This is a genomic window from Pseudomonas sp. WS 5051 (genome assembly GCF_012985715.1).
In the GTDB taxonomy this organism is placed as follows: Bacteria; Pseudomonadota; Gammaproteobacteria; order Pseudomonadales; family Pseudomonadaceae; genus Aquipseudomonas; species Aquipseudomonas bubulae.
On sequence record NZ_JAAQWV010000010.1, the window covers coordinates 143,919 to 167,059 of the forward strand.

The window sequence follows — 23,141 nt, forward strand, 5'->3', positions numbered from 1 at the left end:
GTGAAACCTATGAGGCGTATCTGAGTCGGTCTGCAAGACATGCGTGGTTAGATTGCATGGTTGAAACATTCCCCCATTTTTGATTATTGCTCGGAGTACCAATGAACGCTGTCATGCAAGACGATGCGCCGAGAAAAACCATGGTGAACCCCGCCAAGGTAGCGGTGAAACAGCCTGTTTCAGATGAGCAACGCCGCCAGGTGCTAGACCTACGCCGCCGTCACTCTCTGCGCGAAGTGGCCGAGGCTACCGGCCTGCCCTTGGGGACAGTGAAGACCCTAGTTTCACGCTCCGGGGCGTTCCGCGACAACGACCAGCACCGCGCCCTGTTCACCTTGCCGCCGATCAAGGTCAGCCAAGAAACCCTGCCCAGCGTGCCTGAGCTGCCGCCGCAAGAGGTCGTTACCGGCGACAAGGAAGTGGACGCCGTGCTGTGGCTGCGCTCGATCATCAACACCGGCCTGGCCGCGCTGATCGAACTGGCCATGGAAGCGGCCAAGCGGATCAAGACGTCGCATGATGTGCTGGAGAGGCGGTACCGGGATTACCTGACTGCTACCAATCCCGGCAACCCGTTCGCCGCGATGTCATCGTTTGGCTTCGCTGACCTTGAGTTGCTGGCAAGTCGGGCAATCGAGCAGCACCAGCTACGACTGGAGGGTGTCGCCCGCTTTGATGGCGATCTGTTGGCTGATACCGAGGCTGACACTTTCTGTATAGACGCACTGCGAGGCCTGGAGGCATCAGGCCAGTTTGGAGACTTCGACAAGAGCGAAGTAGCCGCCCGCTTCAGCGCCCACCCGGAGCTACTGCCGCACACCCTGGCGGATTGTCTTTACGAGCTGGACTATTGGAATCAGCTCTACCGGCTACGCAATGCGGTAGACAGGGACGCCAGCGACGGGCCAGCCGAAGCGACGGCGCGAGATTGGTTTGTGTTCAGCCTACTGGCAGAGATCCGGCCACGGAACAAAGCGGAAGCGCTGGCAGTGTTCCGCTACCTGATCGCCAGTCAACGCGACGATATGACAGAAAGCGAAGCCATTCTCTGCAACCTGATTGGTTGATGCTGATTTCGAATCACCTGAGCTCACCTTGTTGATCAGAGCGCAGCCTTGCTAGGTTAGAAGTGACCACGTCCTTGACCCTCAAGTAGGATCGCACCAATGAACACGGATCAAACCACGCAAGAAACACAGCATGCCGATCTGTGTCAGCCCAAACCAATCAGCCCTATTGGTTCGGCAGCTCCATGTATCCGCCAGCTTGCGCAAGTCAACAGACTGGTCGGGGAACGCGTGAGGGAGGCCAGACGTCTGGCAGGGCTCAGTCAGGTTGCGATGGCTGAAAGGCTGGGGTTTACGGCCGGTGATCTCGCCGCGATCGAGAGAGGTCAAGGCTCCTTTGAGTCTTGGCACCTCCGCCGCATTGCTACTGCTTGCAAGGTCACAACTGACTTTCTTTTGGGGCATTCCGAAGAGTCAGAAGTTGGCGAACTGTGCGACGTTGTCAGAGAGCTGTTGATTCAGACGGATAATGATTTAGAAGAAGCTCGAGCGAAAGACGTAGTAGATAATGTTCGCATCCAGTACGCGTTAGCCTCCATCAAGGCTCTCTCCGATAAGTACGCGAGCGCTGTCCAAGAGCTCGAAGACGCAATGGAAAGAGTGGAGGCTGCAAATGAGTGGGCCGATATGCGCGGCGGTCTACGCCTCGCATCCGCTGTTGAGGAGTGCTGCTTAAAGGCTCGCCAAATCAACCACCGACTCAAAGGGGTTGCCCGGGGCTGATCGCTCGAGGCAAATCCTGAATCACCTCGCCTGCTGTGCCGCACACCGTACTTAGGCCAACCTGCAGGAAACCCAGACAATATGGGGAAAAATGCAGGCGATTACGCCCGATGATTGCTCCGAAATAAATACTTGGAGCAGTGTATGGATCAGCCACCAGTTATCACATTCAACCTCAAAGACCGGGGGCGAGAGCACACCGGCGTCAAGCGTAACTTCGACATTCCGCGCATCGTCGCGGCGATCAACTCGCCCAAGTGTCAGGAGCGCGTGCGCAATCGCGAAATGCTTGGGTACCTCGGCCATTGGCCTCGAAACCACTTCGGCGCGATTCCAGCTCTGGGTGTGATTGCAGCTGGCAATTCTTTCCCATTAGAACCTGCATTGGTCACAGTGATGCTACGCGCCTACCCAGACGGCACGATCGAACACAAGACCGAGTTCTTACTGACTAACGAGATGGGCAAGATCGCGGCGCGCGCCTTCGCGGGCAAGATCGGCGGCTTCTCCAGCGTGATCGACCACAACGTGCCCGAGTTTTACGGCTTCGACTGGGTGAATGATCCGAACTTCTCCACCAACCGCGGCTATGGGTTGTCCATGGATAGCGCCACAGGTAGCCAGGTAAGTGTGGCAGCCGGCCATGCAGAGCAAATGTCCTTGATGCGTTCTCTGCTAGACACGGCCGAAGGAAAGATCTGCAAGCTGCTTGCCGAAAACGACGAGCTGCTGAATATCATCGCCATACGCCTGCCAGACAAAATACCAGCGCGTAAAGTTTTAACTGAAAGTACGCCAGGGTACGAACAGCTGGCAGGGCGGTTCTTTAGCCATGTTTGAGCCAGTGAAGGAAGGCCTGGGTGAGTTCTTGCAAGGCTTCTATGCCGAGCTGGTGCCCACCACCAAGGACATGAACGAGTTTGTGACTCGCGGTTTCCCATACTGCTTCGCCTGGGCGCCCTCGCGTATGATTGACCAGGTGAACGAGATGCTTGAGGCGTGGCAGAAGAACGACACGGAACAGAGCACGACGAAGCCTCACAGGCTGCCTGTCATCATCGTGGCGATCTCGAAGGACTACACCCCGGTAATGCACGACTTCGGCACGCAGATATCTGATCCGATAGACGTTCAGTTCCCTGAGGATCCCAAAGGGCGTTACTTCCGGATGAAGATGATTGCAGGCGACATTCGAGCCCAGGTAGTGATCATTGCCGGCGATGAACCGACGGCGAAGAGCATTGCCGCTCGGTTCTCGCTGTACCTGGACTCGCCAAGCCGCCGAGCATTCCACGGAATGTACCGGTTCGCGGGCCTCCAGCACGCCTATCCGGTGCAGATCGAGTCCCCGGACAACCCCGCTTCGAGCATTGATATTGGCTCGAAGAATATGACCTGCCTGGCCGTGGACATGACCTTGAAGGCGACGGTGCCGATGTTCATGGCGCCTAAGGTCGGCGAGGCCAATGACGGCAAGGGCGTTCCCGGTACCGACGACCCGGCCGGCTATCCGCTGGTGCAGGAGTTCTCGGCCAACTCTGTCGGCCTGGCGAGGGTGACACCATGATTAAGAATCAGGCCAATATCAGCGGCTGCCAGGGCACGTATACGCGCTGTGTCAATACGCTCAAACAGTTGCAAATGTCGCCAACCCAAATTGACACGCTCTTACGAGGCCCTGATGGACATTAAGCACGATTCCGAGGGGTTTCTACTTGGCGCCAAAATTGAGTCGATAACCGACCAACTTGGCGATATCCACAAAGAGCTAAAGGCAATCAAAAACGCCCTGGGCGACTCTTCGCCGGCGCCGACTGCGGGCGATGTTCAGCCATTAGCTGACACCGAGGCCACTGTTACCACGCCAGCTTTGGGCGATGGCTCGAGCGAGTCTCAGCCCCAGATCACTGTTATCGTTCAGCCTCCGGCCGAAACTGGCGCGCCGCCGCAGTCTCCTGCCTCGGCTCCCCCGCCGGGCGGCGCTCCGGTACCAACTCTGACGTCTACCCCTTCGCCTGCCGCCAGTCCGACCGCCGACACTGCGGCAAGCCCCGGGGCGGTGCCGAGCGCCAGCCAAGGGCTTCCTCCGGTTGTAGTGATTCCGGGGCCGCGCCTTGATCGCTCAAGGGCTGGCCCGCACGTACCACCTGCCAGCCCTGCGGCTGTGCCGAGCGGTCGTGACGAGCGAGGCCGGTTCCGGCGGACTGGGGGTGATGGGCCTGGCGAAGATGGTGGCGGCGGGGGCAGTATCTCTGGTGGGGATTCTGACGGTCGATCCGCTCGAGCTCTCGGAGGTATTGGCGAACGGCTGGTCGGAGCGATTCGTGAAGTTGGCCAGGGAAGCGGGGAAGCTGATCCGTCAGTAAAAGCGTTCAACGAAATAGCAGAGCCCCTCTCCCGTGGGTTCGGCAAGATCTTTGGTGGCGGTGAGGACAAGAAGCAAGACCGCTGGTACCGCAAGTTTTGGCGGGAGATGACCCAGAAGCGGCGAGATGACGAGGTCAATAACCGCGCCACACGACGCAGTCTGCGCGACCTTCTGCTGGCTAATCGTGGCGGAGAGTCTGGTGGCGGCATCATGGGCATTCTGGCCATGCTGTTCGGCCCTCTGCTGGCGATGTTCGCCAAGTTCTTCGCGGGTTTCAGCAAAATTTTCAAGCTGCTGGGGGCTCTGCCTGGAGTCAAGGCGCTTTCAAATCTGATTCCCGGCAGGTCGAGAGGTGGCGCTGGCGACCCTGGTCGTGGCGGTGCCGGAAATCCCGGAGGCGGACGGGGCGGCCCAGGCTCAAGGAATCCGCCGGATGCTGGCGGCCCGGGCGGGCGCGGAGGACGTGGGCCATCACCTCCTCCGATTCCACCAGGCGGAGGTGGAGCTGGTCGCGGCCTGCTTAAACGTCTCCCCTTAATAGGATCGCTACTCAGCCTCGGCTTTATGGCCAGCGATGTCATGGCCAGCGAGAGCGGAGAAGGCACCAGGGAAGAGAAAGACCGCTCTACCGGGTCTGCGGTCGGGCGCGGCGTCGGTAGTATTGGTGGCATGGCTGCTGGCGCTGCTGCTGGCGCCGCCCTGGGCTCCATCGTGCCAGGCCTCGGTACCGCCATTGGCGGGATCATCGGGGGCGTGGTCGGTGGCTTCATGGGGGACAAGGCCGGCGACATCATCGGCGAATCCGTTGGCGGTTGGGTTAGCGACCTGCGGAACTCCAATATTGGAAGTGTCATTACTGAGAAGTGGGTATACACGACTGAATTCATGGGCAGTCTGTGGAGCCAGTCGACAGCTGGTTTATCCGAGCGGTGGGCGGCAGTCAGCGAGACCGTGTCCGGCATGTGGACAACCGTATCTGACACTGCAAGCGCCACATGGGCAGCCATGTCGGCTGGGTCGACCGCTTTCTGGGAGGGTGTCTCGTCAGCTCTAACCGGAGCATGGACGGCAGCCGTAGACAAGATGCAGGCCGGCTGGTCAAGCGCTGTAGATCTTGCCTCCAAAGGATGGGAGGCGCTTTCTGGCCTAGCTGGATCGGCGAAGGACTGGCTCAAGGAGAAGACTGGCGTAGATCTGGAAAAGGTCTATGAAAACGTAGGCGCCAGGGCGACCGAGATTGTTGGGGGTGCTAAGGATGCCGCTAGCAGTGCATGGAGCAAAGTCACGGACGTTGCCGCAAGCGCAAAATCAGCGGTCGCATCAGGGGCAAGCAAGGTCGCAGATGCAACTGGAGTTACTGCCGTTGCCGGTGCTTTCAGAACTGCAAGGAACGCGGCAGACAATAAGGTAAGTAGTCTCCGCGCGGACAACAACTGGGCTAGCGCGAAGGACGACCTTGTTGGCGCTTCGGAAGCGGCCGGCGTTGATCCGGGAGTTCTTGCGAAGATTGCGAAATATGAAAGCAACTTCGATGCCGGCGCTACACCTACCCGGCGAGACGGCACAAAAATTTCAAGCGCCCACGGCTATGGTCAGTTTCTCGACGGTACTTGGACGGACTCAATAAACAAGCACGGCGCCAAATATGGGGTTAAGGGAGCGGGCAAGCTGAATACAGAGCAAGCGGCCAAGTATCGAAACGATCCCAAGATACAAGCCGCGATGCTGGCCGAGTTCACGAAGGAAAACATCGATCAAGGTCGCAAGTATGGTGGGCGCGACGACGATGCGAACGTGTATGCATTTCACAACCTGGGTGGCGGCGACGCGAAGAAGATGCTGAGCGGCATGAGTGCCGGCATGGATGTTCGCCAGTCACTCATGCAGGGCGTTAACAGCGAAAAGGGTCGGGCCCGGGTGGAGCAAGTCATTGCCGGAAACAAGGATCTATACGGCGACGGCAGCAGATCAGCTAAGGACGCCTACAAGGTAATGGGCGAGCGTATGCGTGCCGGGGATTCATATGCCGAGGACGCTAGATCTCATTTGCTGGCCAGGAATCAGGCCGCTTCAGCCCCGGCAGAGATGACCGCTTCGGCGGCCCAGTCTCCCGTCTCTCCACTTGATCAGCCGATGGCGCCCACGGCTACCAGTCCGGCGGCCAACGCCTTTGCGGGTGTCGATACGGTCAGGCAGGGCGCGTCGGCAGCTGTTGCGAGCGCGCCATCTCCTGCGACCCATGGCCTCTCGACGGACAACTCGTTCGCGCCGCCTCAGTCCAGCGGTGGCATGGTGGCCACTCTATTCGCCGGCGCCAAGGTTGCCCAGGCACCAACGGCCAGCGCCCCGGCCTCGCTCGCCTCTGGCAGGGCTCCGCCAGCTATGACGGCTGTTCCCTCTGCTCCTGCCGTCTCGATACCGACAGCGCCTGCTGTCGCAGCGATCGCCGAAGCGCCAGAGGTTGAGCCGACGCTCATGGGAAGCCCTGGCCGGCGCCAGTCCGCGACCCCCGCAGCCCCCGCAAACATTCCGCGCGACATTGAGGATCGCCGGATTGCTCATATTGTCACTGGCGCCTACAGCGGCGCCGTCTGACCAGAAAAGACGCCTGGTCGCGCAATGCTGCCGGGCGTGGCATGGCTAAAATGAAGTATACGAAGACAGCTGCACGGCTTCACATGTGCTCGGTTAGCTGATCGCGAATTCTCATCACCGTGGTAGTTGAGCATTGAGCATGCCTTGCTGCTGCTCGAACCCCCAAGCCCGCGGCGAGCAGTTCGCGCACGCGCTTATGCAGGTCATCGTCAGTTGGGCGGCCCTTATAGGCGCCATCGGCTTTAGCCTTTGAAATGCCCTGCGCTTGTCGCTCCCGGCGCTGCTCGTAATCCTTGCGTGCGATTGCGGCCATCATTTCCACCAGCATTGAGTTGATGGCGCCCAGCATGCGGTTGGTGAATTCGTCGCCACCGCTGTCTTTGATGCCTTGATGGCTGGTCGGCAGATCGAGCGCGACAATGCGCAAGCCCCTGGAATCAATCGCCGCCTTGAGACGCTTCCAGTCGCTTTCTGGCAGCCGTGACAACCGGTCAATACTCTCCACCAGCAGCACGTCACCTGCTCGTGCGTCGGCCAGCAGGCGCAGCAGCTCTGGCCGATCTGCTTTGGCGCCGCTCTCGTTCTCTACGTATTCGCAAGCGATCCGCTGGCTATGCTCGGCCGCAAACCGTTCTAGGGCGCCACTGGCGCGTGTCGCGTCCTGGCCGGCGGTGGAGGCGCGAAGGTATGCGCGAATGAACATGGCGGTTACTCTCCCTGTATCAGTTTAGGCGTTACCTTAATAACGTATCACTTTGAGTGTCACTAAACAATGAGGCTACGCCTTACGGGAGGTGAATAGAGCGTGCCACTTTATCTACACCCAAAAATAACGCCCCATACGACCCAGAGTTAGGCCCGAGCTGAGAGTTTGTTTGGGGAGAGAGGCAATCAGCCGACGGACTTACGAGCTGTGGAGCTGGTCAATCACTGCCAAATAGCGCTGAAATGGCTCCGCAAGACGTTTGGGCAAAATGCGGTGCCAGGTTCCACGTCGATACTCGTTCCAAACGTCCTCTTCAGGCCGGTCATTGATGATGCTGCGCCGGTGCTTGTATCCCACCAGCGCATTACCTTTTCCCGCCAGCAATGCGGCGATAGCAATGTGCATGAGGTGAGTCGGCACATCCTGCAGAGTTCGTGGACGATCGAGTGTGATCGTCAGGCATCGCTCTTCGTTGAATTCACGCCAATCCGGGCCTGCGATATCGCCAAGGTTGGCCACCTGAGTGGCAGCAGATGCGCTTTTTCCATTGATGATCCCCATCAGAACTACAGGACTTTGAAGCCCAAGCGCGAGACTGGCCTTGGTAAGGGTCGCCTTCACCTGTTCCAGATGGTCATCAGCGGCAAATACGATGAACTGATGCCGGAAGTTCTTTCCCTCTATCAGTTCTGGCGGCAATTGGACGTAGAGGGGATAAAGCAGGTCGTTCAGGTAGATGAACGTCTTGCGCCGGCCCTCATCATCGCTGGCCTTGGTTGCTGTCAGCGCCTGCCGGGCCCATTGCGGTGTCAGTTGATCCAGGCTCATGTCGGTGATGTCGATGGATATGAGTGGAAAGCCCATTGAGCGACCAGCCAGAGCCTTTCGCCCATCAAATGCATGGCCGAGTTCAATTTCGATTCCAGCCAGCACCATCGGATGCCGAAGAATGGGCTTGCCGAGCACCGCCACATCAAGGCGATAGGAGTTGCCAAACGGTGTCTTGATGCTCTGCTCTTGGGTAACGCCATCAGCCCCCAGCAGGAGATTGCCGGCCAGGTGATATTGGCTGATCGTTTCATCACTGTAGTACCAGGGCATGGCCAGTCCTACATCAAGTCGGCGTTTAAGTTCATCGGCTATCAGCTGCTTGGCTCGCCTATGCTCCGCGCTTTCGCCAATTTGACGCTGCCGGGCTTGCTCCTCGCTGTCGAAGTAGTCCGCGGCTCGAACGCCGCGTTTGCCGGTGTACGTTCTGAAATAGCTGCGTGTTTTCAGCTTTCCGTCATCGTTGAAACAAGGGCTCACCCACCTTACGAGGCGGTGGGGCTTATCGGAAGTGACCAAGGGCCACATCTTTCGATAGTGCTCCCTGCTTTTAATTTCGTAAGCTGTAATCGGAGTTTGGAAGAGGCCTTTCCGTGAAAAGACCACCAGTGCGTCATCCATAGCAATGTAATCCGAAGATGTATTGCCAGGGAGAATAGCGCTTCGCTTTCAGGCGTGAAACCGTCACGGCATGAGCTCTTCCAGCCCAAAATGCAGGCTCAGCGCCTTGAGCTTTTGAGCAAGCCAGTCGGCCCGCTTCCGCTCTGTCTCTGCCTCCCGAATGGCTTTCTCTGCTGCCGCATGGGCCTTTGCCAGCTCCCGATCGAATTCACCCACCTGATCAACTTGGGCTTCTAGCCTGGCCTCAAGGTTATCCAAGGCGCGACGCTGATGCTTTAGCTCGGCGTCCTGCTGATCGAGTGCGGCCCGCCGATCAGCCAGGGCTTTGGTGTTTGCCCGGTCTTGGGCGCGCATCACCGTGGCCGTCTCGGCAGCGGCCTTCACAGCACGGAAGTTAGCTGTCCAGATCCCCGTTGCAGCTGCAGCGCAGTCGGTACGGGTCAGAGTTGGCGCCGTCGTAGCTGCCTCCAGACCTTTGTAGTAGCGACTGACGCTCTGGTGGGTGGCTTTCGAGCCCTCAATGCCCCGCTTCAGGCCGAGGGGCTTGCCACATTGCTGGTGGAAGTCGGTTTGCATCTTTCGGAGCTTGGCCGTGCCGCCGAGATACTCTCGGGCAGAGAGTCGTCCATCCCGGGTGATAGGCATGATGTAGGCCACCAGGTGCGGCGTTCGCTCATCGAGGTGAATGGTGGCGCAGACGATGTTCTGTCCACCGTGCCGTGCCTTCAGCCAAGCCATGGCACGGTCAAAGTAGCCTGCTCTGGTACTGGGAAGCCTGCCACTGTCGTCGAGGTGGCCGCCATGCCTGGCAAACGCTTCAGGGCTGGCCGTCACCAGGTATTCGATGCACAGAACAGCATCCCTTCGGCGCTTCTCCGGTAGCTTGGCGCGTACAGCGTCCGCCAGTTCCCCAGCGCTTTTGGCACCAATCAGATGCTGATTCGGTGAGCCATTAGAATTTGAGGTGGGGATCTCCCGGAATGTGTGGCAGCCAGATCCGAAAACCCCGGCCATGCTCTTCAGTTTTTTTGTTCTTAGTATCGCGAATGGCATGTAAGCCTCCCCCGCGCTGAATGTGTCTATCTTCAGCGTGCGGGTGGAGCAAATGAGTGCGCAAGCCCCACCCCAAGCCTTTAGGGCTTGTGTACTCACTACACCTTGTTCCAAGGTTGTTCGGCCTTCGGCGGCAAGGCAACCGCTATACCGCCTACCGGAACTCGGCCGGCTTGGACAGGTAAGCCAGGGTGTTTTCCATGTCCTGAGCACGGTCGCTATAGGAGGCCGCGAGACACTCGGTCGAGCGACAAGCATTTCGCTCTTTTAGCCAGGCCTGTTGATCCTTCTTGACCCCTTCCTTGTCTTCCGCGCTGGAGCGCAGCGCCTTGTAGGCGGCAGCCACCCGAACATCCAGCGCCGCAAGCTCTTCATTGCCGCAAATCATCCCCTCCACGGCGGTGGAAGCCTTGGAACAGTTGAAGCTTGCCGCTATAGGGCTCGCCTTCTTGGTTGACGCTGGCTGAGCGGTGACGATCTCTGGCTCCGGCTCCGATGCAGGTGCTACCTGCTGCCGTGCTGCGACGGGCGCGACCGTCTTGCCGATCGCCGCGTAGTCCATGTCGGTAAGCTTGCGAATAAAGCTTAGGTGTATTTTCACCCCGCTCACCGTGGTCATGGTGCCTTGCCCAAAGCGAACGGATAGCGTGGTCAAACTACCGGAGTCATCCAGCAGATTGACAGTGCCATTAGCTGGATCCGTCGAGTGGATTGGCATCATGTTGCTCTTTCCGCCCTGCTCCATCACCAAGTTGTCGCCGTCAGCGTAATCGATCCGCATTGGTGCCTGACGCCCCTGTCCAGCCCCGAACATGATGACGGAATAGACGCCAGACACGTCCTTGCGGATGTAGTCCTCCGGCTCGGCTGCGAAAGAAAGCGAGGCCGATAGCGCTAAAAATACGCCTGCAATGAGAGTTCCGCTTATAGCTTTGAACATGATCTCAATCCTTGATGGTGTTAACTGGATGTTGGTGGCACTTTGCCCCGGCCTCCTTATATCAGAGATCAGTTCGCCAATAGCCAGAACCGAGTGCTGTTGGAGTCGTGGGCCACCGCATAGACATTGTCGTCCCGCGCATGGACTCCACTCCCCTGTTTCGGGGTAGTGGTTTGCCTGGGTGTCGGGGCGGAAGCGCTCGGGATCAGCGTTGTTTGGGGGTCGAGGGGGGGCAACGAATCGTTACACCCTGCAGGACGCGACGCTTTGCATTGATCGGTAACGGCCTTGGCTACAATCGAAGCGCGTCGCCAGGTGATGATGTATTGGGGTGGTAGCGGCCTGCTGATCCAGGGTAGGCGAAATGCCCACCCAACCGAACGATATGACTTTCATCTGCCGACCTGACCCGTCATCTCAACGGGGCAGGTTTTGGGCGCTTTGCAATGATCAACAAAGGCCTTGGCCGCAAACGAAGTGCTTCGCCAGGTGTAAATGCGCTTGGAGTGGTCGCTGTCTGCGGATCAAGGGTGTGAATCGGATTCACTCCCGTCGGCCAGCGGGCCTTGCACTGCGTGGCTCAAAACGGGGCCATCAGTCGTCATCCAGCTCGTTGTCGATCGTCAAACCAAGACGCGCGCCACGATCGACCATGCTGGCCTGAACGGCGGCAGCATGATCAAGGGCATTGCGGTAGATGGCCTCCATCGCCTCTTTGTCGACCAGGGCAATAGACGGCATCTCGACGATCTCAACCTTCTCTTTCCATAGTTCAGGCTGGCGGTTTTTGAGCCAGAAGGTAGCCAAGTGCGGGTTGGGTGGGTAATGCTTCATTGTGGGTACCCGGACGACCTCCTCACCAATCACTTTGATTTCCTCGTGATGGTGCGAATAGCCGATGGCGGCACGGTAAACGGAGTTGGCCACGTTGGCATCGGCAAGGGCCATACCGGCCTTGAGGGCAGTTTTGAAGCCGGCGTGACGCCCCTGCCACTCGTAGAAAGTGCTCTCCGATATCTCGAGAATCTCGGCTATCCGCTTATGCGAAATGCCGAGTTGCGCCAGCTTGTAGGCCAGCTCGGCATACTTGGGCCTGTACTTGCCTGGCTCATCGGAAGGGAACAATCCATGCAGGCCCGTATCGGTAAAATAATAGTCCCCGACAGTGTCATCAATCACCCCCTCGATGGTTTCTCCCTCGCGTGCGTGCGCGTTGGCCTCCGATTCTGGCGCTACCGATCCATTCCCGGCCCGTTCCACTTCCCGATCAAACTCACCGCACCCCCCGCCAGCACTGGCCTTTGCCTTACTTTTCGAGCCGCCAGCCATGGTTTCGCTGATGGTTTCTCCCATGGTTTCGATGGTTTCGCTAGCGAGCTTCGGCCCACCCCCGCGCTTTGCCTTCGATTTGGCCCTTGGAGCGCCTACGAATTCAACGCCGGATGGTTTCTTGCCGGATGCTTTTCGTTTCTCCCACCCCTGCTTTGCGGCTGTCTTGCGAACGCCCGGGGCTGATACGGATAACCCCAGTTCTTTGACCAACCAGGTGTAGCCGTCGCGTGGGTCTTGCTCCCATGCGTCGCGAACCTCCTCCCACTGGTCTGGGGTTAGCTTGGGTGCCTGGGCCATTACGCAAATGCTCGCCGTGGCTCTTTGGTGCGGCGCCGGCCGTGCTTCGCAGCAGCAACAGCCCGCTCTACGGCACTCAGCAGGCGCGTTCCTCCACGCAACTTGAGCCACCTATAAGGATTAAGGGTCTCAACTCGAGCAATAGCCTCCAACGCCTCTTGGGCCGCCATTTCAACATCTGTCAAAGCAGTTTCCAGAAGAGCTGTGCGACACAGAAGTGCCTGCTGAGCGATAACGTCACGGTTAGTCATGCGGGCCCACTCAGCTTTCATGGCCTCAATCATTTCCTCCATCACAGCGCTCGGCATCCCGTCGCCCTGCATACGATCGCTAGTGCACAGTAAGTAATCGACGGAGACGCCGTAGACGCCGGCGGCTCTCTTGAGCATCCATACCGGTATCTGGCTGGAGTGCAGGCCGCGTTCGATCTTGGCGAGCTTGCTGGAATTGGCATAACCGAGGTGCTTGGCGGCGTTGAGCTGGCTGAAACCTGCAGCTAGGCGAGCCTCACGCAAACGTAGACCGATGGCCTGGACTAAGGCGATTTGCTCGTCTTTAGACGGGATAACATTTGCTGCGGTCATGGTTTCACCTGGCGGGGTTGCTCAAGAGCGAGTAGCCGGCCTTCTGAAAGTGCGATCAGTAAGGCTTTAGCGAGGTGGTCGCCACCATTCGCAGCCACACGCAGATCACGCCAGTAGCTGCGAATGGTGGCAGCACAAGGACGAATTTTCTTCTTATTTGGGGTGACCGGTGGGGATGATGTTTGAGCGGTGTTCAAGGCCTTTATTCTCCACTTCCTGTTGAGCAAAACTGCAGCCCGCGATGGGGCTGCGTCAGCAACGAGTGCGTTACTCGATGGCGGGGAGTGGATAGAGGTAGTTCACCTTGGCCTCGGATGAGCTCACCGCTGCCCTCAGTGCGGAAACCTTGCCTGGCATAGCTTTGGCCTCGCTGAGCTTCGCCTCGATGTCAGCCAAGGAGGGCTTAGCCACTGACAGGGCTGTTGCCTCTGAAACACCGTCCTCAATGAGGCTGGCAACTTTTGCATTGCGCGTGCTGCGCATGTTGTTGGCCATCGCCCGAAGATCGCTAGCCATTGAGTCAGCGTCGCTGAGCTGCCGGAACAGATCGTTCAGTTTGTTTCCGCCTACACCGACAGCCAAGGCGCTGCGCGCTTGCTGAATGTCGTTTGCAGCAACGGATATTTGATTAGCCTGGCTCAGTGCGTAATCACGACGCTGTTTTTCTGCCTGCAATGCCTTTTCAGGGCTGCCATGCGCTCGAACAGATGCCAGCCAACGTACATGAAAGCGGGCGTGTTTAAAGCGTTGAAAAAGGCGGTCGGCTTCGGTAGCTAGTTCTAAAAACTCTTCGATATCTGCCCCCGCAACCGAATCCACCAACTTGGCGTGGGACAACAATTCTTCACGTTGTTCTGGGGTGAGGTTCGTGTTGTTCATGTCTATTCCTTGGTTGGTTTTAGACATGATGGCAATGGTGTCGAAGGCTCTGAGCTGGATTTTCTTATTCCGGTTAATTCGTGCTGATTTAGCCAAATCGGGCCAAATCTAGCCAAATTGAGCGAGATTGGTTTTGCGGGAAAACCCGCCCAGACAGCTCGCCTAGCGCCCTCGACAATGCGACTCAACCACTGCATAGGGCTGCGAGCCAGGCTCCGCGAAAACTAGCGGCCCTGCATATGACCGCTTTTTACAGGGATACGAAAATGCCAGTAGTTACAGGAACGGGTGCCGCCTCGGCATCGATAAATTTGATGAACGAGATGACTTCCATTTGGGACGGGCTGAATCCGCACCTGGTCGCCAAGTTTTATGAGGTGGATCATCTCGGACGTATGGTCGATGACATCGTGGTCAAGGCTGCATTGACCGACGAAGCCGATATTCAGATGTCGTTTAACTGGCAGTCACCGTTTGAAGGCTCTGGCCCCGAGAGCAGAGCCCCGGCGCTGATGGGCATGCTCCAGTCTGGCGCGTTGAAACCGCTTATCGAGTCCATTGGGAATGCAGCGGGTCGCGCAGTTGGCAGCGATATTGGCGACAAGATCAAGTCGGCCGGCGCCAACATCGACGAAGCACGAGGCCGCACCGGGATGACAAAGCTGAATTCGACCCAGATTTTTAGCGGGTCAGCGCCACACAAGGTCAGCGTCACACTGCTTTTCCGTGCCTGGCGCGATCCAACTGCCGAGGTTGAAAGACCAATGGAACAGTTCCTGAATTGGGCTCACCCTCAGAAACTGGCGCCAGAGGGCACGATGCTAACGGGCGCCCTCAGTTTCCTGTCCGGCGAAAAAGGGTTGCTGGATGCCATGCTGCCCTCGTTTAGCCCGTGCATGATTGCAATGGTCTACAAAGGCCGGCGGTATGCGCCGTTGGTGATCGAATCGGTCGGGATGCCCTTGAGCGCTCCCATCGACGCGCTCGGCCGCTTCGTTCAGATGAGCCTGCAGGTCACCATGAGCACTCACCAGTCTTGGGACAAGAGCGATTGGCAGGCCACCCGGCGCATTTGAAAATTGCTTGGGGCGGTCAGACCAAGGTTAGGTTTGGCCGCATTGTGAGGCACCGTTGATTCAAGCACATGCAGGCCAGGTGCAAGGGGCCCAGTCCGGCCCGTCCTGGCTCCGCCCTGTAATTATCAGCGCAGTCCTCGGCGCCAGCAAGCACCAGCTCGGCCAAGGTGGCAGCACCTTGAAACTCGGCACGGCGGGTCGGGTTTACGTTGAGCACATCGCATAGCGCATCAAAGCCAAACGCTTCGATGGTGCCATGCTCACCGACCATAGTGTCCCAGGCATAGTTGGCCAAGGCTTCTAGCATCGCCTGCTCTTCGACCTTCAGGTTCAGGTCGGCGGCCAGGTCGAGCATCTCCACTTTTGGAGCTGTAAACGGGAGGCCTTGCTTGGCGATCGTGCTGCCCCGTCGATAATTTGCCCGGCTCTCTGCGATCCATGCCAAATCGCCCGCGTAGATCCGGCATATGCGCCGAATGCAAATCAGGCGCGCCCTTGGCTTCGCATCTGGCTTGTTGGCCAGGCGGCATAACTCACCGACCACTTTATTTCTGCCTATCATGTTTCTCGCTCCCAACGAATAGGCCACCAGTAGAGCCTGTTGGGCGGAACGTCAGAGGTGAGAGTTTCCGACGACCAAAAGCCAGTACCCCACCGCGGCATGAACAGGAATAAGTCCAGCAGGAAGCGGCTTGTATGGTGTGGTGTATGGCAGTATTTTTTATAGCCACGCAAGCCTTATAAAATATGAATAGTTAGGTTCCCGCCACCGCTCCACTTCTTCCTAGCTTTCAATCTACTTGAAAGCTTCGCTACACAGCAAAATCCTGCAACTGCATTGCCACCCAAGCCCTACCCCCCCCCTTTTTCATCCCCGATGACATTGTCCGCACTGCATCCCCCATGCCCGTTATTTCAAACGATCGCTTGCAACAATCCGGGCAGCGCATGCATCAGCGCACTGATGGCAAAGCCGATAAACATCACCCCGCACAGCCGGGTAATCAGTAACTCATGGCGCTGATAGAGCGCCCTGACATGGCCGGCGCCAACAACACCCACCAGAATCATGTAGGCCAGCGCCCCACCCACAAAGCTCAACGCAATCAACCAGGGCAACATGGCCCAGGTCAGTAACTCTGCGCGGCTGGACAACAGCGCAGTGAACGTCGCCACTGCCACCGGATACGCTTTGGGGTTGGTCAATCCGAAAAAAATCCCGTGGGCAAACGGCTGTCGCGCCGGGCCTTGTTGAGCACTGCTGCCCTGGGCGCGAACGGCACGCAGGCCCAGCCAGAAAAGGTACAAGCCGCTAATCAAGCCCAGCACGTTGAAGGCAGTGCTGCCAAATTCACGTGCGCCGACAATGGCAATCAGCGCCGTGCTGCACCAGATCACATCGCCGAGCAAATGCCCGCACAGAAAACCGGCGCCGGCACGTCGCCCACGGGCAGCGCCAATGCCGAAAACAGCCAGCACGCCCGGGCCCGGCGTGATCCCATAGATAAAGCCTGAGGCCAGAACGGCCAATAACAACGAAGGTGTCATGCAAAACGCTCCAGATAATCATGCCTCACGTTCGTCCGCTGCCGTGAAGTGGCTCGATTTTGCACGTTATCAACGCTTAAGTAACCGCGTGCAGGGCGAAATTCAGTGGCGCCGCCCCAAAATATTCACCACCAGCCGGTCAACCCAGCCCCAGATGCGCTGCTTCACCCGTCGCCAGAGGGGGCGTGATTGCCAGTCTTGCAGGCTGACGGGCTGACTTTGGGCGAAGTCGGCGATAAAGCTGGCCGCCACCGCCTGGGTAAGCGCCGGATCCAGCGCCTCAAGGTTGGCTTCAAGGTTGAAACGCAGGTTCCAGTGGTCAAAATTGCATGAGCCAACGCTGACCCAATCGTCGATCAGGACCATTTTCAAATGCAGAAAACAGGGCTGATATTCCAGTATCTGCACTCCGGACTTGAGCAGCCGCGGGTAATAACGGTGCCCGGCGTAGCGCACCGAAGGGTGGTCTGTGCGCGGCCCGGTGAGCAGCAGCCGCACATCGACACCCCGCGCTGCTGCCCGGCGCAATGAACGGCGCACGCTCCAGGTCGGCAGAAAGTAAGGCGTGGCCAGCCAGATGCGCTGCTTGGCGCTGTTGATCGCGCGCACCAGCGATTGCAGGATATCGCGATGTTGATGGGCATCGGCGTAGGCCACGCGCCCCATACCCTCAGCCTCGTCGGGCACACCGGGCAAGCGCGCCAGGCCGAAGTGGGTCGCCGGTTTCCAGGCCTTGCGGCTGATATTGGCCCGCCACTGGCGATCAAACAGCATCTGCCAGTCCAGCACCAGCGGACCTTGCATCTGCACCATCACCTCATGCCAGTCGCAGCTGTTTTCAGTGGGGCGCCAGAACTCATCGGTGACGCCGGTGCCACCCACCACAGCCAATTGCTGATCCACCAACAACAGCTTGCGATGATCGCGATACAGATTGTTGAGGCCACGGCGCCAGCTCAGCGGGTTGTAATGCCGCAGCTCAACCCCGGCTTCGATCAGCCTGCGGCGCAACGCCGGGCCCAATCCCAGACTTCCGTAGGCGTCAAACAGGCAACGCACCCGCACCTCGCGCCAGGCCGCCTGTTCCAGGGCTTGGACGATGGTTTCGGCACAGTCACCGGCCTCAACCAGATACAACTCCAGATCGATCTGCTCCTGAGCCTGTTCAATGACGGCCAGCATGCGCGGGAAAAACTGCGGCCCGTCGATCAGCAACTCAAAACTATTGTCACTGCGCCAGCCAAACACTGCGCCGGCCATCTTAACGGGCCGTGAAAATCAGCACCGCATTCACCGGTACTGAAAAGCTGATGGCCGAAAGCCCGGCCAGTTTGCGCAAGGTTTCAAGCTCCGGTTGCAGGCCAAAATCTTCGGCTTGCAGCATCAGCGGCTCCAGGGTCACGACCTGAAAGCGTCGTTCATCCAGACGGGTGGCCAATAGCTCGGCTTGATAGGTGTGCTGTTTGCCGCGCAAGCTGACCGTTACCGGCAAGCGCAATTCCAGTTGCGCACCGGAGGCCAGGTCATTGATCGGTTGCAGGTCGATCTGCGCGCTGATCTGCGCTTCCGGGAAGTGCTTGAAATCAAACAACACGTCACGCATGCGCTCATCACGCAGTGGCACTGAGCTGTTGACCGAGTCCATCTCAATACGCAATTGCGCCAGGCCTTTGCGGTCAACCTTGCCATGCAGGACCAGAAAGCGGTGCACATCGGCGATATTGGCATTTTGCGTGGTGATAAATGACAGCCGTGACGACTCACCGTCCAGGTACCAGTTGGCCTGGGCAGACAGGCTCACACCCAGGGTCAGCAACAAGGCACAGGCAGAAGATAACAGCGCTTTAAGCATAAAAACTCATCAACCAATAAACGTGGGTGAACATTAAACCCGGCGAGCGGTTTTGGCAGGACTTATTTCACCCTCTTGAGACGTCAGGCGCTACCGACAGTTCCTCCCGCCCCCCTGTCACACAAGCATCATCCAAACGTCACAGTGGTGACATTGCACCTGCTTAGCCTGAAGTTGCACACCTCAGTCGATTGGCAGATACCCAGAGCGGGCACAGTGCCTGCACGGAGATTCGCAATGTCCCAGATCGCCCGTATCCGCGACACCGCTCCAGAACGTCGCTTGCAGGCTGAGCGTTTGCTCGGCCCCGCGGCATTGCGCGAGGCTCAGACCCTGCGTTTTCGTGTGTTCAGCGACGAGTTGAAGGCCAAACTCAAAAGCGCCGAACATGGGCTGGACGAGGACGGCTATGACGCTTATTGCGAACATATCGGGGTACGCGATCTCAATAGCGGCCAGTTGGTTGCCACCACCCGCCTGCTGGATCACAGCGCGGCACAACGTATCGGCCATTTTTACAGCGAAGAAGAGTTCAACCTTCACGGGTTGGCCAACCTGCAGGGGCCGCTGCTTGAAATCGGGCGCACCTGCGTCGACCCGGCCTACCGCAATGGTGGCACCATCGCCGTGCTGTGGGGTGAACTGGCCGAAGTCCTTAACCAGGGCAATTATCGCTACCTGATGGGCTGCGCCAGCATCCCGATGCAGGATGGTGGCATTCAGGCCCGGGCGATCATGCAGCGTCTGCGCGAGCGTTACTTGTGTACGGAGCATCTACGCGCCGAGCCGAAAAATCCGCTGCCGGCGCAGGAAGTGCCCAGCAACGTCATCACGGAAATGCCGCCGCTGCTCAAGGCCTATATGCGCCTGGGCGCGAGGATTTGCGGCGAGCCCTGCTGGGATGAAGACTTCCAGGTGGCCGACGTCTTCATCCTGCTCAAGCGTGATGAACTGTGCCCGCGCTATGCGCGTCACTTCAAGGCGGCCGTGTGATGCGCCGCTTGCGCCGGTATGCCCGGGTGGCACGGGTGCTCGGGGTGGTCAGTCTGGGGCTGGGCATGGCGGGAATGTTCGGGCTGCTGGAGCGCCTGGGCCTGAACAGCACAATGGATCGCCGCCAGCGCTGGTCGCAGTTTTTTATGACACGCCTGAGCAGCGCCCTGCCCTTTCGCGTCACCGTGGTCGGGGAAATCCCGGCAACGCCGATGCTGTGGGTGAGCAATCACGTGTCCTGGACCGATATTGCACTGCTGGGGCAACTGGCCCCGCTGTCATTTCTGTCCAAAGCCGAGGTGCGTGGCTGGCCGGTGGCCGGGTGGTTGGCGGCCAAGGCAGGCAGTTTGTTTATCCGCCGTGGTGCGGGAGACAGCCAGGTGATTCGTGAGCAAATGACCCGTCACCTGCAACAGCCGCTACCCCTGCTGATGTTTCCCGAAGGCACCACCACGGATGGGTGCTCGGTGCGTACCTTTCATGGGCGGTTGCTGTCGGCGGCCATTGACAGCCGGGTACCACTGCAACCTGTAGCCATCCGCTATTTGCGCAATGGCGAGGTCGATGCGATAGCGCCGTTTATTGGCAATGACGATTTGCTCTCACATCTGCTGCGACTGTTTAGCCATGAGCAGAGCGACGTTGAGATTCATCTGCTGGAGCCCATTGCCAGCCAGGCACAAGAGCGGGCCGTGCTGGCGTTCAGAGCGCAGGAAGCGATCCGGCGGGTGGTGTCAGCACCGGTGACGCAAACAGATCCGCTGCCGGAGAGAGTGGGGGCGATGATTTGAGCCGGGAGCCAGGTAAGGGGATGTTGTGGGAGCGGGCTTGCTCGCGATGCAGGCGACACGGTGCAACGATAAAGTCGCGTTGCAACAGTAAAGGTACATTGCACATTAACTGGCCCACCGCGTACATATCCGGCATTTGCGTCTAACTGAAATATTGGTTTCGCCCTTACGGCGAGTCCCTTTTTGAAGGACCAAAAAGGAACCAAAAAGTCCTCGCCCCATCGTACGGCCTTCGCTACGCTCAGGTTCCCTCGCTCCGGCTCTGCTCCGTGGGCACGCCGCCACGGGCCATCCTTGGCCCATCGCGGCTCTCCCGGCATCCATGCCGGTCGACCCACTCCTCAGAACCTCCTCTCGGCCTCCCGGGAGGGCAGGCAGATCAAAAGCACTACGCCGAGGCGGCCGACCGGCCGGCCTGTTTGGTTCACATTTACTGCGCAATCCCCTGTCGTCACTGCCGAAGGAACAAGGCTGCGATTTTTAACGCGAATATCGGTTATGTACTCAATGCATCAGTTATAAAAACGCTATCAAGCAGGCCTCAACCGCCAGCCCAGCACATCCAGCAAATCACACCCATCACGCAGCAATTGCGCCGAAACAGTAGCCATATGCTTAAGATCTACAGAGTCAGCCTCTTGCACTTCCCGACTGGAAAACGATTCCATCAGTTGGGTGACGGCCAGTACGCGAGCGGCGGCGTTGGCATGAAGTACGTCGAGGGGCGCGTTGCGGTCGATCAATAAAGCAGGGATGGTGCAATCGATGGCGGTAAGCGGGACAAACGATGAGTCGGTCATTAATCAAACTCCTAAATGTCGAATTTGAGCCGACCGTTTTCGTCGCCAAACAAAAGCAGGTGGCTGCTGTACGCGGGTTGGCGAACCGGTAACATTTAGGAAAACCCGGCAGACCCGAAGATCTCCCACGCACAGCTGCCATAGAGCAACGCGAGCAAAATACACGCTCTGCCATATAGAACAATCGCATGCTAACTAAATGTTAAGCAGGTCGCCAAACCCGGCCGCCTTATCGGCGAACACCGACTATAAGCGTCGTCCCCTAGCCCCAGCAATTGGCAAACCTGTGAGAAAAATCCCGAAAAAACGTGAGCTTATAGTTTCTGTAGTCGCTGCCGAGGAACACTGCAACTGTGGGAGCGAGCCTGCTCGCGAAGGTCGTTCGCGAGCAGGCTCGCTCCCACAAATAGGGCTTGACCTGCAACAGAGTATCTACAGAGATTGCGCAGTACACGCGAACCGAACAGGCCGGCCGGTCGGCCGCCTCGGGACGCAGTGCTTTTGATCTGCCCGCCCCTTCGGGAGGCCGAGAGGAGGTTCTGTGGAGTGGGTCGACCGGCATGGATGCCGGGAGAGCCGCGATGGGCCATGGATGGCCCGTGGCGGCGGGCCCACGGAGCAGGACCGGAACGAGGGAACCTGAGCGCAGCGAAGGCCGTACGCCGGGGCAAGCCTTTTTGGTTACTTTTTCGGCGTCTGGAAAAAGTGACTCGCTGTAAGAGCGAAACCAATATCCCAGTTAGACATGAATGCCGGATATGTACTCAACACTCCAGTTAAACAAACAAGATCAAGCAGGCCGCAACCGCCAGCCGAGTACATCCATCAGATCGCACCCGTCACGCAGCAATTGCGCCGAAACAATAGCCAGATGTTTGAGATCAACGGAATCAGCCTCTCGCACTTCCCGACTGGAGAACGATTCCATCAGTTGGGTGACGGCCAGTACGCGAGCGGCGGCGTTGGCGTGAAGTACGTCGAGGGGCGCGTGACGGTCGATCAATAAAGCGGGGATGGTGCAGTCGATGGCAGTAAGCGGGACAAACGGTGAGTCAGTCATAGGTAAACCTCTTGGGTAATCGTTTGAGCCATTCATTTCCGTCGCCAAACGAAAACAGGTGGCCGCTGTACGCGGGTTGGCGAACCGGTATACCCAAGGAAACCCGGCAGACCCGAAGATCTCCCACGCACAGCTGCCATAAAACGTAGCGAGAAAAATACACGCTCCGACACTTATAGCAATTCCGTTTTTTCCTTAGGTAGTTTACAGGTCGCCAAACCCGCCCGCCTTATCGGCGAGCTCCGACTATAAGCGTCGTCCCCTCGCCCCAGCAATTGGCAAACCTGTGAGAAAAATCCCGAAAAAACGTGAGCTTGTAGTTTCTGTAGCCGCTGCCGAGGAACACTGCAACTGTGGGAGCGAGCCTGCTCGCGAAGGTCGTTCGCGAGCAGGCTCGCTCCCACAAATAGGGCTTGACCTGCAACAGAGTATCTACAGAGATTGCGCAGTACACGCGAACCAAACAGGCCGGCCGGTCGGCCGCCTCGGTGCGCAGTGCTTTTGATCTGCCCGCCCCTTCGGGAGGCCGAGAGGAGGTTCTGAGGAGTGGGTCGACCGGCATGGATGCCGGGAGAGCCGCGATGGGCCATGGATGGCCCGTGGCGGCGGGCCCACGGAGCAGAGCCGGAGCGAGGGAACCTGAGCGCAGCGAAGGCCGTACGCCGGGGCAAGCCTTTTTGGTTACTTTTTCGGCGTCTGGAAAAAGTGACTCGCTGTAAGAGCGAAACCAATATCCCACTTAGACACGAATGCCGGATATGTACTCAACACACCAGTCAAACAAGATCAAACAACCGTAAACCCTGAAAACCTGGTGTAACTGACACAACCCATTGCCTGATTTTGCGACGACTTCGTCGGAGTGCCGCATCACGCCGAACGCAGCCTTCGTTCCTCGGCAGCTGCTTGTATGTTTTCCCGGTGCCCAAGAAAATGCCGGGGCGTGTACAAAAAGCGTTTCGGGGAGGCCGATAGCTGCTTAAGGCAGGATTTGCTCCTGACCTTGTCTGTAGAGAGGCCCCCCGCCT

The 23,141-nt window shown here is 58.4% G+C and carries 22 protein-coding genes; 9 read left to right on the top strand and 13 right to left on the bottom strand.

What is annotated here, in order from left to right:
- Positions 1–101 precede the first annotated feature (101 nt).
- The 6 genes from HBN79_RS17145 (at position 102) to HBN79_RS17170 (ending at position 6,753) form a co-directional block, all read left to right on the top strand.
- On the top strand, positions 102–1,067 hold the full coding sequence (locus HBN79_RS17145) for a hypothetical protein (RefSeq protein WP_262372619.1): 966 nt from the start codon (positions 102–104) through the stop codon (positions 1,065–1,067).
- Between the two features lie 99 nt (positions 1,068–1,166).
- Positions 1,167–1,790 carry a helix-turn-helix transcriptional regulator gene (locus HBN79_RS17150; protein WP_169916930.1) on the top strand — a complete coding sequence of 208 codons (624 nt, stop codon included), beginning with the start codon at positions 1,167–1,169 and terminating at the stop codon, positions 1,788–1,790.
- A 144-nt stretch (positions 1,791–1,934) separates the two neighbouring features.
- Positions 1,935–2,630 carry a hypothetical protein gene (locus HBN79_RS17155; protein ID WP_169916931.1) on the top strand — a complete coding sequence of 232 codons (696 nt, stop codon included), beginning with the start codon at positions 1,935–1,937 and terminating at the stop codon, positions 2,628–2,630.
- Positions 2,623–3,357: a hypothetical protein gene (locus tag HBN79_RS17160; protein ID WP_169916932.1), complete on the top strand. Its 735-nt coding sequence runs from the start codon at positions 2,623–2,625 to the stop codon at positions 3,355–3,357. The genes HBN79_RS17155 and HBN79_RS17160 overlap by 8 nt, the downstream gene beginning before the upstream one ends.
- Positions 3,358–3,904: 547 nt before the next feature.
- Entirely contained in the window at positions 3,905–4,156 is a 252-nt protein-coding gene (locus HBN79_RS17165; protein WP_169916933.1) for a hypothetical protein, read from the top strand.
- 566 nt (positions 4,157–4,722) lie between these two features.
- The gene (locus HBN79_RS17170) at positions 4,723–6,753 is read left to right on the top strand and encodes a hypothetical protein (RefSeq protein WP_169916934.1); all 2,031 of its coding nucleotides are present in this window, start codon (positions 4,723–4,725) and stop codon (positions 6,751–6,753) included.
- A gap of 79 nt (positions 6,754–6,832) precedes the next feature.
- On the opposite strand, the gene HBN79_RS17175 is transcribed toward HBN79_RS17170, so the two are convergent.
- The 7 genes from HBN79_RS17175 to HBN79_RS17205 all read right to left on the bottom strand — a co-directional run bounded on the left by HBN79_RS17175 (position 6,833) and on the right by HBN79_RS17205 (position 13,993).
- Positions 6,833–7,456, bottom strand: coding sequence for a recombinase family protein (locus tag HBN79_RS17175; RefSeq protein WP_169916935.1), 624 nt, complete (start codon positions 7,454–7,456; stop codon positions 6,833–6,835).
- 201 nt (positions 7,457–7,657) lie between these two features.
- Positions 7,658–8,908, bottom strand: a complete 1,251-nt coding sequence (locus HBN79_RS17180) for a hypothetical protein (RefSeq protein WP_169916936.1) — start codon at positions 8,906–8,908, stop codon at positions 7,658–7,660.
- 63 nt (positions 8,909–8,971) lie between these two features.
- Entirely contained in the window at positions 8,972–9,961 is a 990-nt protein-coding gene (gene mobV, locus HBN79_RS17185; protein ID WP_169916937.1) for a MobV family relaxase, read from the bottom strand.
- 154 nt (positions 9,962–10,115) lie between these two features.
- A complete protein-coding gene (locus HBN79_RS17190) occupies positions 10,116–10,901 on the bottom strand; it encodes a lysozyme inhibitor LprI family protein (RefSeq protein WP_169916938.1) in 786 nt (261 codons plus the stop codon).
- A 594-nt stretch (positions 10,902–11,495) separates the two neighbouring features.
- Positions 11,496–12,530 carry a hypothetical protein gene (locus tag HBN79_RS17195; protein ID WP_169916939.1) on the bottom strand — a complete coding sequence of 345 codons (1,035 nt, stop codon included), beginning with the start codon at positions 12,528–12,530 and terminating at the stop codon, positions 11,496–11,498.
- The gene (locus HBN79_RS17200) at positions 12,530–13,114 is read right to left on the bottom strand and encodes a helix-turn-helix transcriptional regulator (protein ID WP_169916940.1); all 585 of its coding nucleotides are present in this window, start codon (positions 13,112–13,114) and stop codon (positions 12,530–12,532) included. Before HBN79_RS17200 ends, HBN79_RS17195 begins: the two co-directional genes overlap by 1 nt.
- A gap of 267 nt (positions 13,115–13,381) precedes the next feature.
- Positions 13,382–13,993, bottom strand: a complete 612-nt coding sequence (locus HBN79_RS17205; RefSeq protein ID WP_169916941.1) for a hypothetical protein — start codon at positions 13,991–13,993, stop codon at positions 13,382–13,384.
- 314 nt (positions 13,994–14,307) lie between these two features.
- On the opposite strand from HBN79_RS17205, the gene HBN79_RS17210 reads away from it, so the two are divergent.
- A complete protein-coding gene (locus HBN79_RS17210) occupies positions 14,308–15,069 on the top strand; it encodes a hypothetical protein (protein ID WP_169916942.1) in 762 nt (253 codons plus the stop codon).
- 16 nt (positions 15,070–15,085) lie between these two features.
- Here HBN79_RS17210 and HBN79_RS17215 read toward each other — a convergent pair whose 3' ends face one another.
- The 4 genes from HBN79_RS17215 to HBN79_RS17230 form a co-directional block, all read right to left on the bottom strand.
- Positions 15,086–15,631: a hypothetical protein gene (locus tag HBN79_RS17215; RefSeq protein ID WP_169916943.1), complete on the bottom strand. Its 546-nt coding sequence runs from the start codon at positions 15,629–15,631 to the stop codon at positions 15,086–15,088.
- 353 nt (positions 15,632–15,984) lie between these two features.
- Positions 15,985–16,617, bottom strand: a complete 633-nt coding sequence (locus HBN79_RS17220) for a LysE family transporter (RefSeq protein WP_169916944.1) — start codon at positions 16,615–16,617, stop codon at positions 15,985–15,987.
- A 102-nt stretch (positions 16,618–16,719) separates the two neighbouring features.
- Positions 16,720–17,877, bottom strand: coding sequence for a phosphatidylserine/phosphatidylglycerophosphate/cardiolipin synthase family protein (locus HBN79_RS17225; RefSeq protein WP_095001340.1), 1,158 nt, complete (start codon positions 17,875–17,877; stop codon positions 16,720–16,722).
- Between the two features lies 1 nt (position 17,878).
- Entirely contained in the window at positions 17,879–18,469 is a 591-nt protein-coding gene (locus HBN79_RS17230; RefSeq protein WP_095001339.1) for a YceI family protein, read from the bottom strand.
- Positions 18,470–18,706: 237 nt separating this feature from the next.
- Between HBN79_RS17230 and olsB the strand changes: the two genes are divergently transcribed.
- A complete protein-coding gene (gene olsB / locus HBN79_RS17235; protein ID WP_095001338.1) occupies positions 18,707–19,462 on the top strand; it encodes an L-ornithine N(alpha)-acyltransferase in 756 nt (251 codons plus the stop codon).
- Positions 19,462–20,253, top strand: a complete 792-nt coding sequence (locus HBN79_RS17240) for a lysophospholipid acyltransferase family protein (RefSeq protein WP_095019715.1) — start codon at positions 19,462–19,464, stop codon at positions 20,251–20,253. Before olsB ends, HBN79_RS17240 begins: the two co-directional genes overlap by 1 nt.
- A gap of 530 nt (positions 20,254–20,783) precedes the next feature.
- Here HBN79_RS17240 and HBN79_RS17245 read toward each other — a convergent pair.
- Together HBN79_RS17245 and HBN79_RS17250 are read right to left on the bottom strand one after the other, a co-directional pair.
- The gene (locus HBN79_RS17245) at positions 20,784–21,053 is read right to left on the bottom strand and encodes a short-chain dehydrogenase (protein ID WP_095001336.1); all 270 of its coding nucleotides are present in this window, start codon (positions 21,051–21,053) and stop codon (positions 20,784–20,786) included.
- A 790-nt stretch (positions 21,054–21,843) separates the two neighbouring features.
- Positions 21,844–22,113: a short-chain dehydrogenase gene (locus tag HBN79_RS17250; protein ID WP_169916945.1), complete on the bottom strand. Its 270-nt coding sequence runs from the start codon at positions 22,111–22,113 to the stop codon at positions 21,844–21,846.
- Between the last annotated feature and the right edge of the window lie 1,028 nt (positions 22,114–23,141).

Excerpts from the sequence above, each read along its gene's own strand:
- HBN79_RS17155 (WP_169916931.1), top strand. The coding sequence starts at position 1,935 with ATGGATCAGCCACCAGTTATCACATTCAACCTCAAAGACCGGGGGCGA.
- HBN79_RS17245 (WP_095001336.1), bottom strand. The coding sequence starts at position 21,053 with ATGACCGACTCATCGTTTGTCCCGCTTACCGCCATCGATTGCACCATC.
- HBN79_RS17150 (WP_169916930.1), top strand. The coding sequence starts at position 1,167 with ATGAACACGGATCAAACCACGCAAGAAACACAGCATGCCGATCTGTGT.
- HBN79_RS17195 (WP_169916939.1), bottom strand. The coding sequence starts at position 12,530 with ATGGCCCAGGCACCCAAGCTAACCCCAGACCAGTGGGAGGAGGTTCGC.
- HBN79_RS17250 (WP_169916945.1), bottom strand. The coding sequence starts at position 22,113 with ATGACTGACTCACCGTTTGTCCCGCTTACTGCCATCGACTGCACCATC.
- HBN79_RS17215 (WP_169916943.1), bottom strand. The coding sequence starts at position 15,631 with ATGATAGGCAGAAATAAAGTGGTCGGTGAGTTATGCCGCCTGGCCAAC.
- HBN79_RS17190 (WP_169916938.1), bottom strand. The coding sequence starts at position 10,901 with ATGTTCAAAGCTATAAGCGGAACTCTCATTGCAGGCGTATTTTTAGCG.
- HBN79_RS17210 (WP_169916942.1), top strand. The coding sequence starts at position 14,308 with ATGAACGAGATGACTTCCATTTGGGACGGGCTGAATCCGCACCTGGTC.
- HBN79_RS17220 (WP_169916944.1), bottom strand. The coding sequence starts at position 16,617 with ATGACACCTTCGTTGTTATTGGCCGTTCTGGCCTCAGGCTTTATCTAT.
- HBN79_RS17170 (WP_169916934.1), top strand. The coding sequence starts at position 4,723 with ATGGCCAGCGATGTCATGGCCAGCGAGAGCGGAGAAGGCACCAGGGAA.
- HBN79_RS17205 (WP_169916941.1), bottom strand. The coding sequence starts at position 13,993 with ATGAACAACACGAACCTCACCCCAGAACAACGTGAAGAATTGTTGTCC.
- HBN79_RS17240 (WP_095019715.1), top strand. The coding sequence starts at position 19,462 with ATGCGCCGCTTGCGCCGGTATGCCCGGGTGGCACGGGTGCTCGGGGTG.
- olsB (WP_095001338.1), top strand. The coding sequence starts at position 18,707 with ATGTCCCAGATCGCCCGTATCCGCGACACCGCTCCAGAACGTCGCTTG.
- HBN79_RS17145 (WP_262372619.1), top strand. The coding sequence starts at position 102 with ATGAACGCTGTCATGCAAGACGATGCGCCGAGAAAAACCATGGTGAAC.
- HBN79_RS17175 (WP_169916935.1), bottom strand. The coding sequence starts at position 7,456 with ATGTTCATTCGCGCATACCTTCGCGCCTCCACCGCCGGCCAGGACGCG.
- HBN79_RS17200 (WP_169916940.1), bottom strand. The coding sequence starts at position 13,114 with ATGACCGCAGCAAATGTTATCCCGTCTAAAGACGAGCAAATCGCCTTA.
- HBN79_RS17225 (WP_095001340.1), bottom strand. The coding sequence starts at position 17,877 with ATGGCCGGCGCAGTGTTTGGCTGGCGCAGTGACAATAGTTTTGAGTTG.
- HBN79_RS17180 (WP_169916936.1), bottom strand. The coding sequence starts at position 8,908 with ATGGATGACGCACTGGTGGTCTTTTCACGGAAAGGCCTCTTCCAAACT.
- HBN79_RS17160 (WP_169916932.1), top strand. The coding sequence starts at position 2,623 with ATGTTTGAGCCAGTGAAGGAAGGCCTGGGTGAGTTCTTGCAAGGCTTC.
- mobV (WP_169916937.1), bottom strand. The coding sequence starts at position 9,961 with ATGCCATTCGCGATACTAAGAACAAAAAAACTGAAGAGCATGGCCGGG.
- HBN79_RS17230 (WP_095001339.1), bottom strand. The coding sequence starts at position 18,469 with ATGCTTAAAGCGCTGTTATCTTCTGCCTGTGCCTTGTTGCTGACCCTG.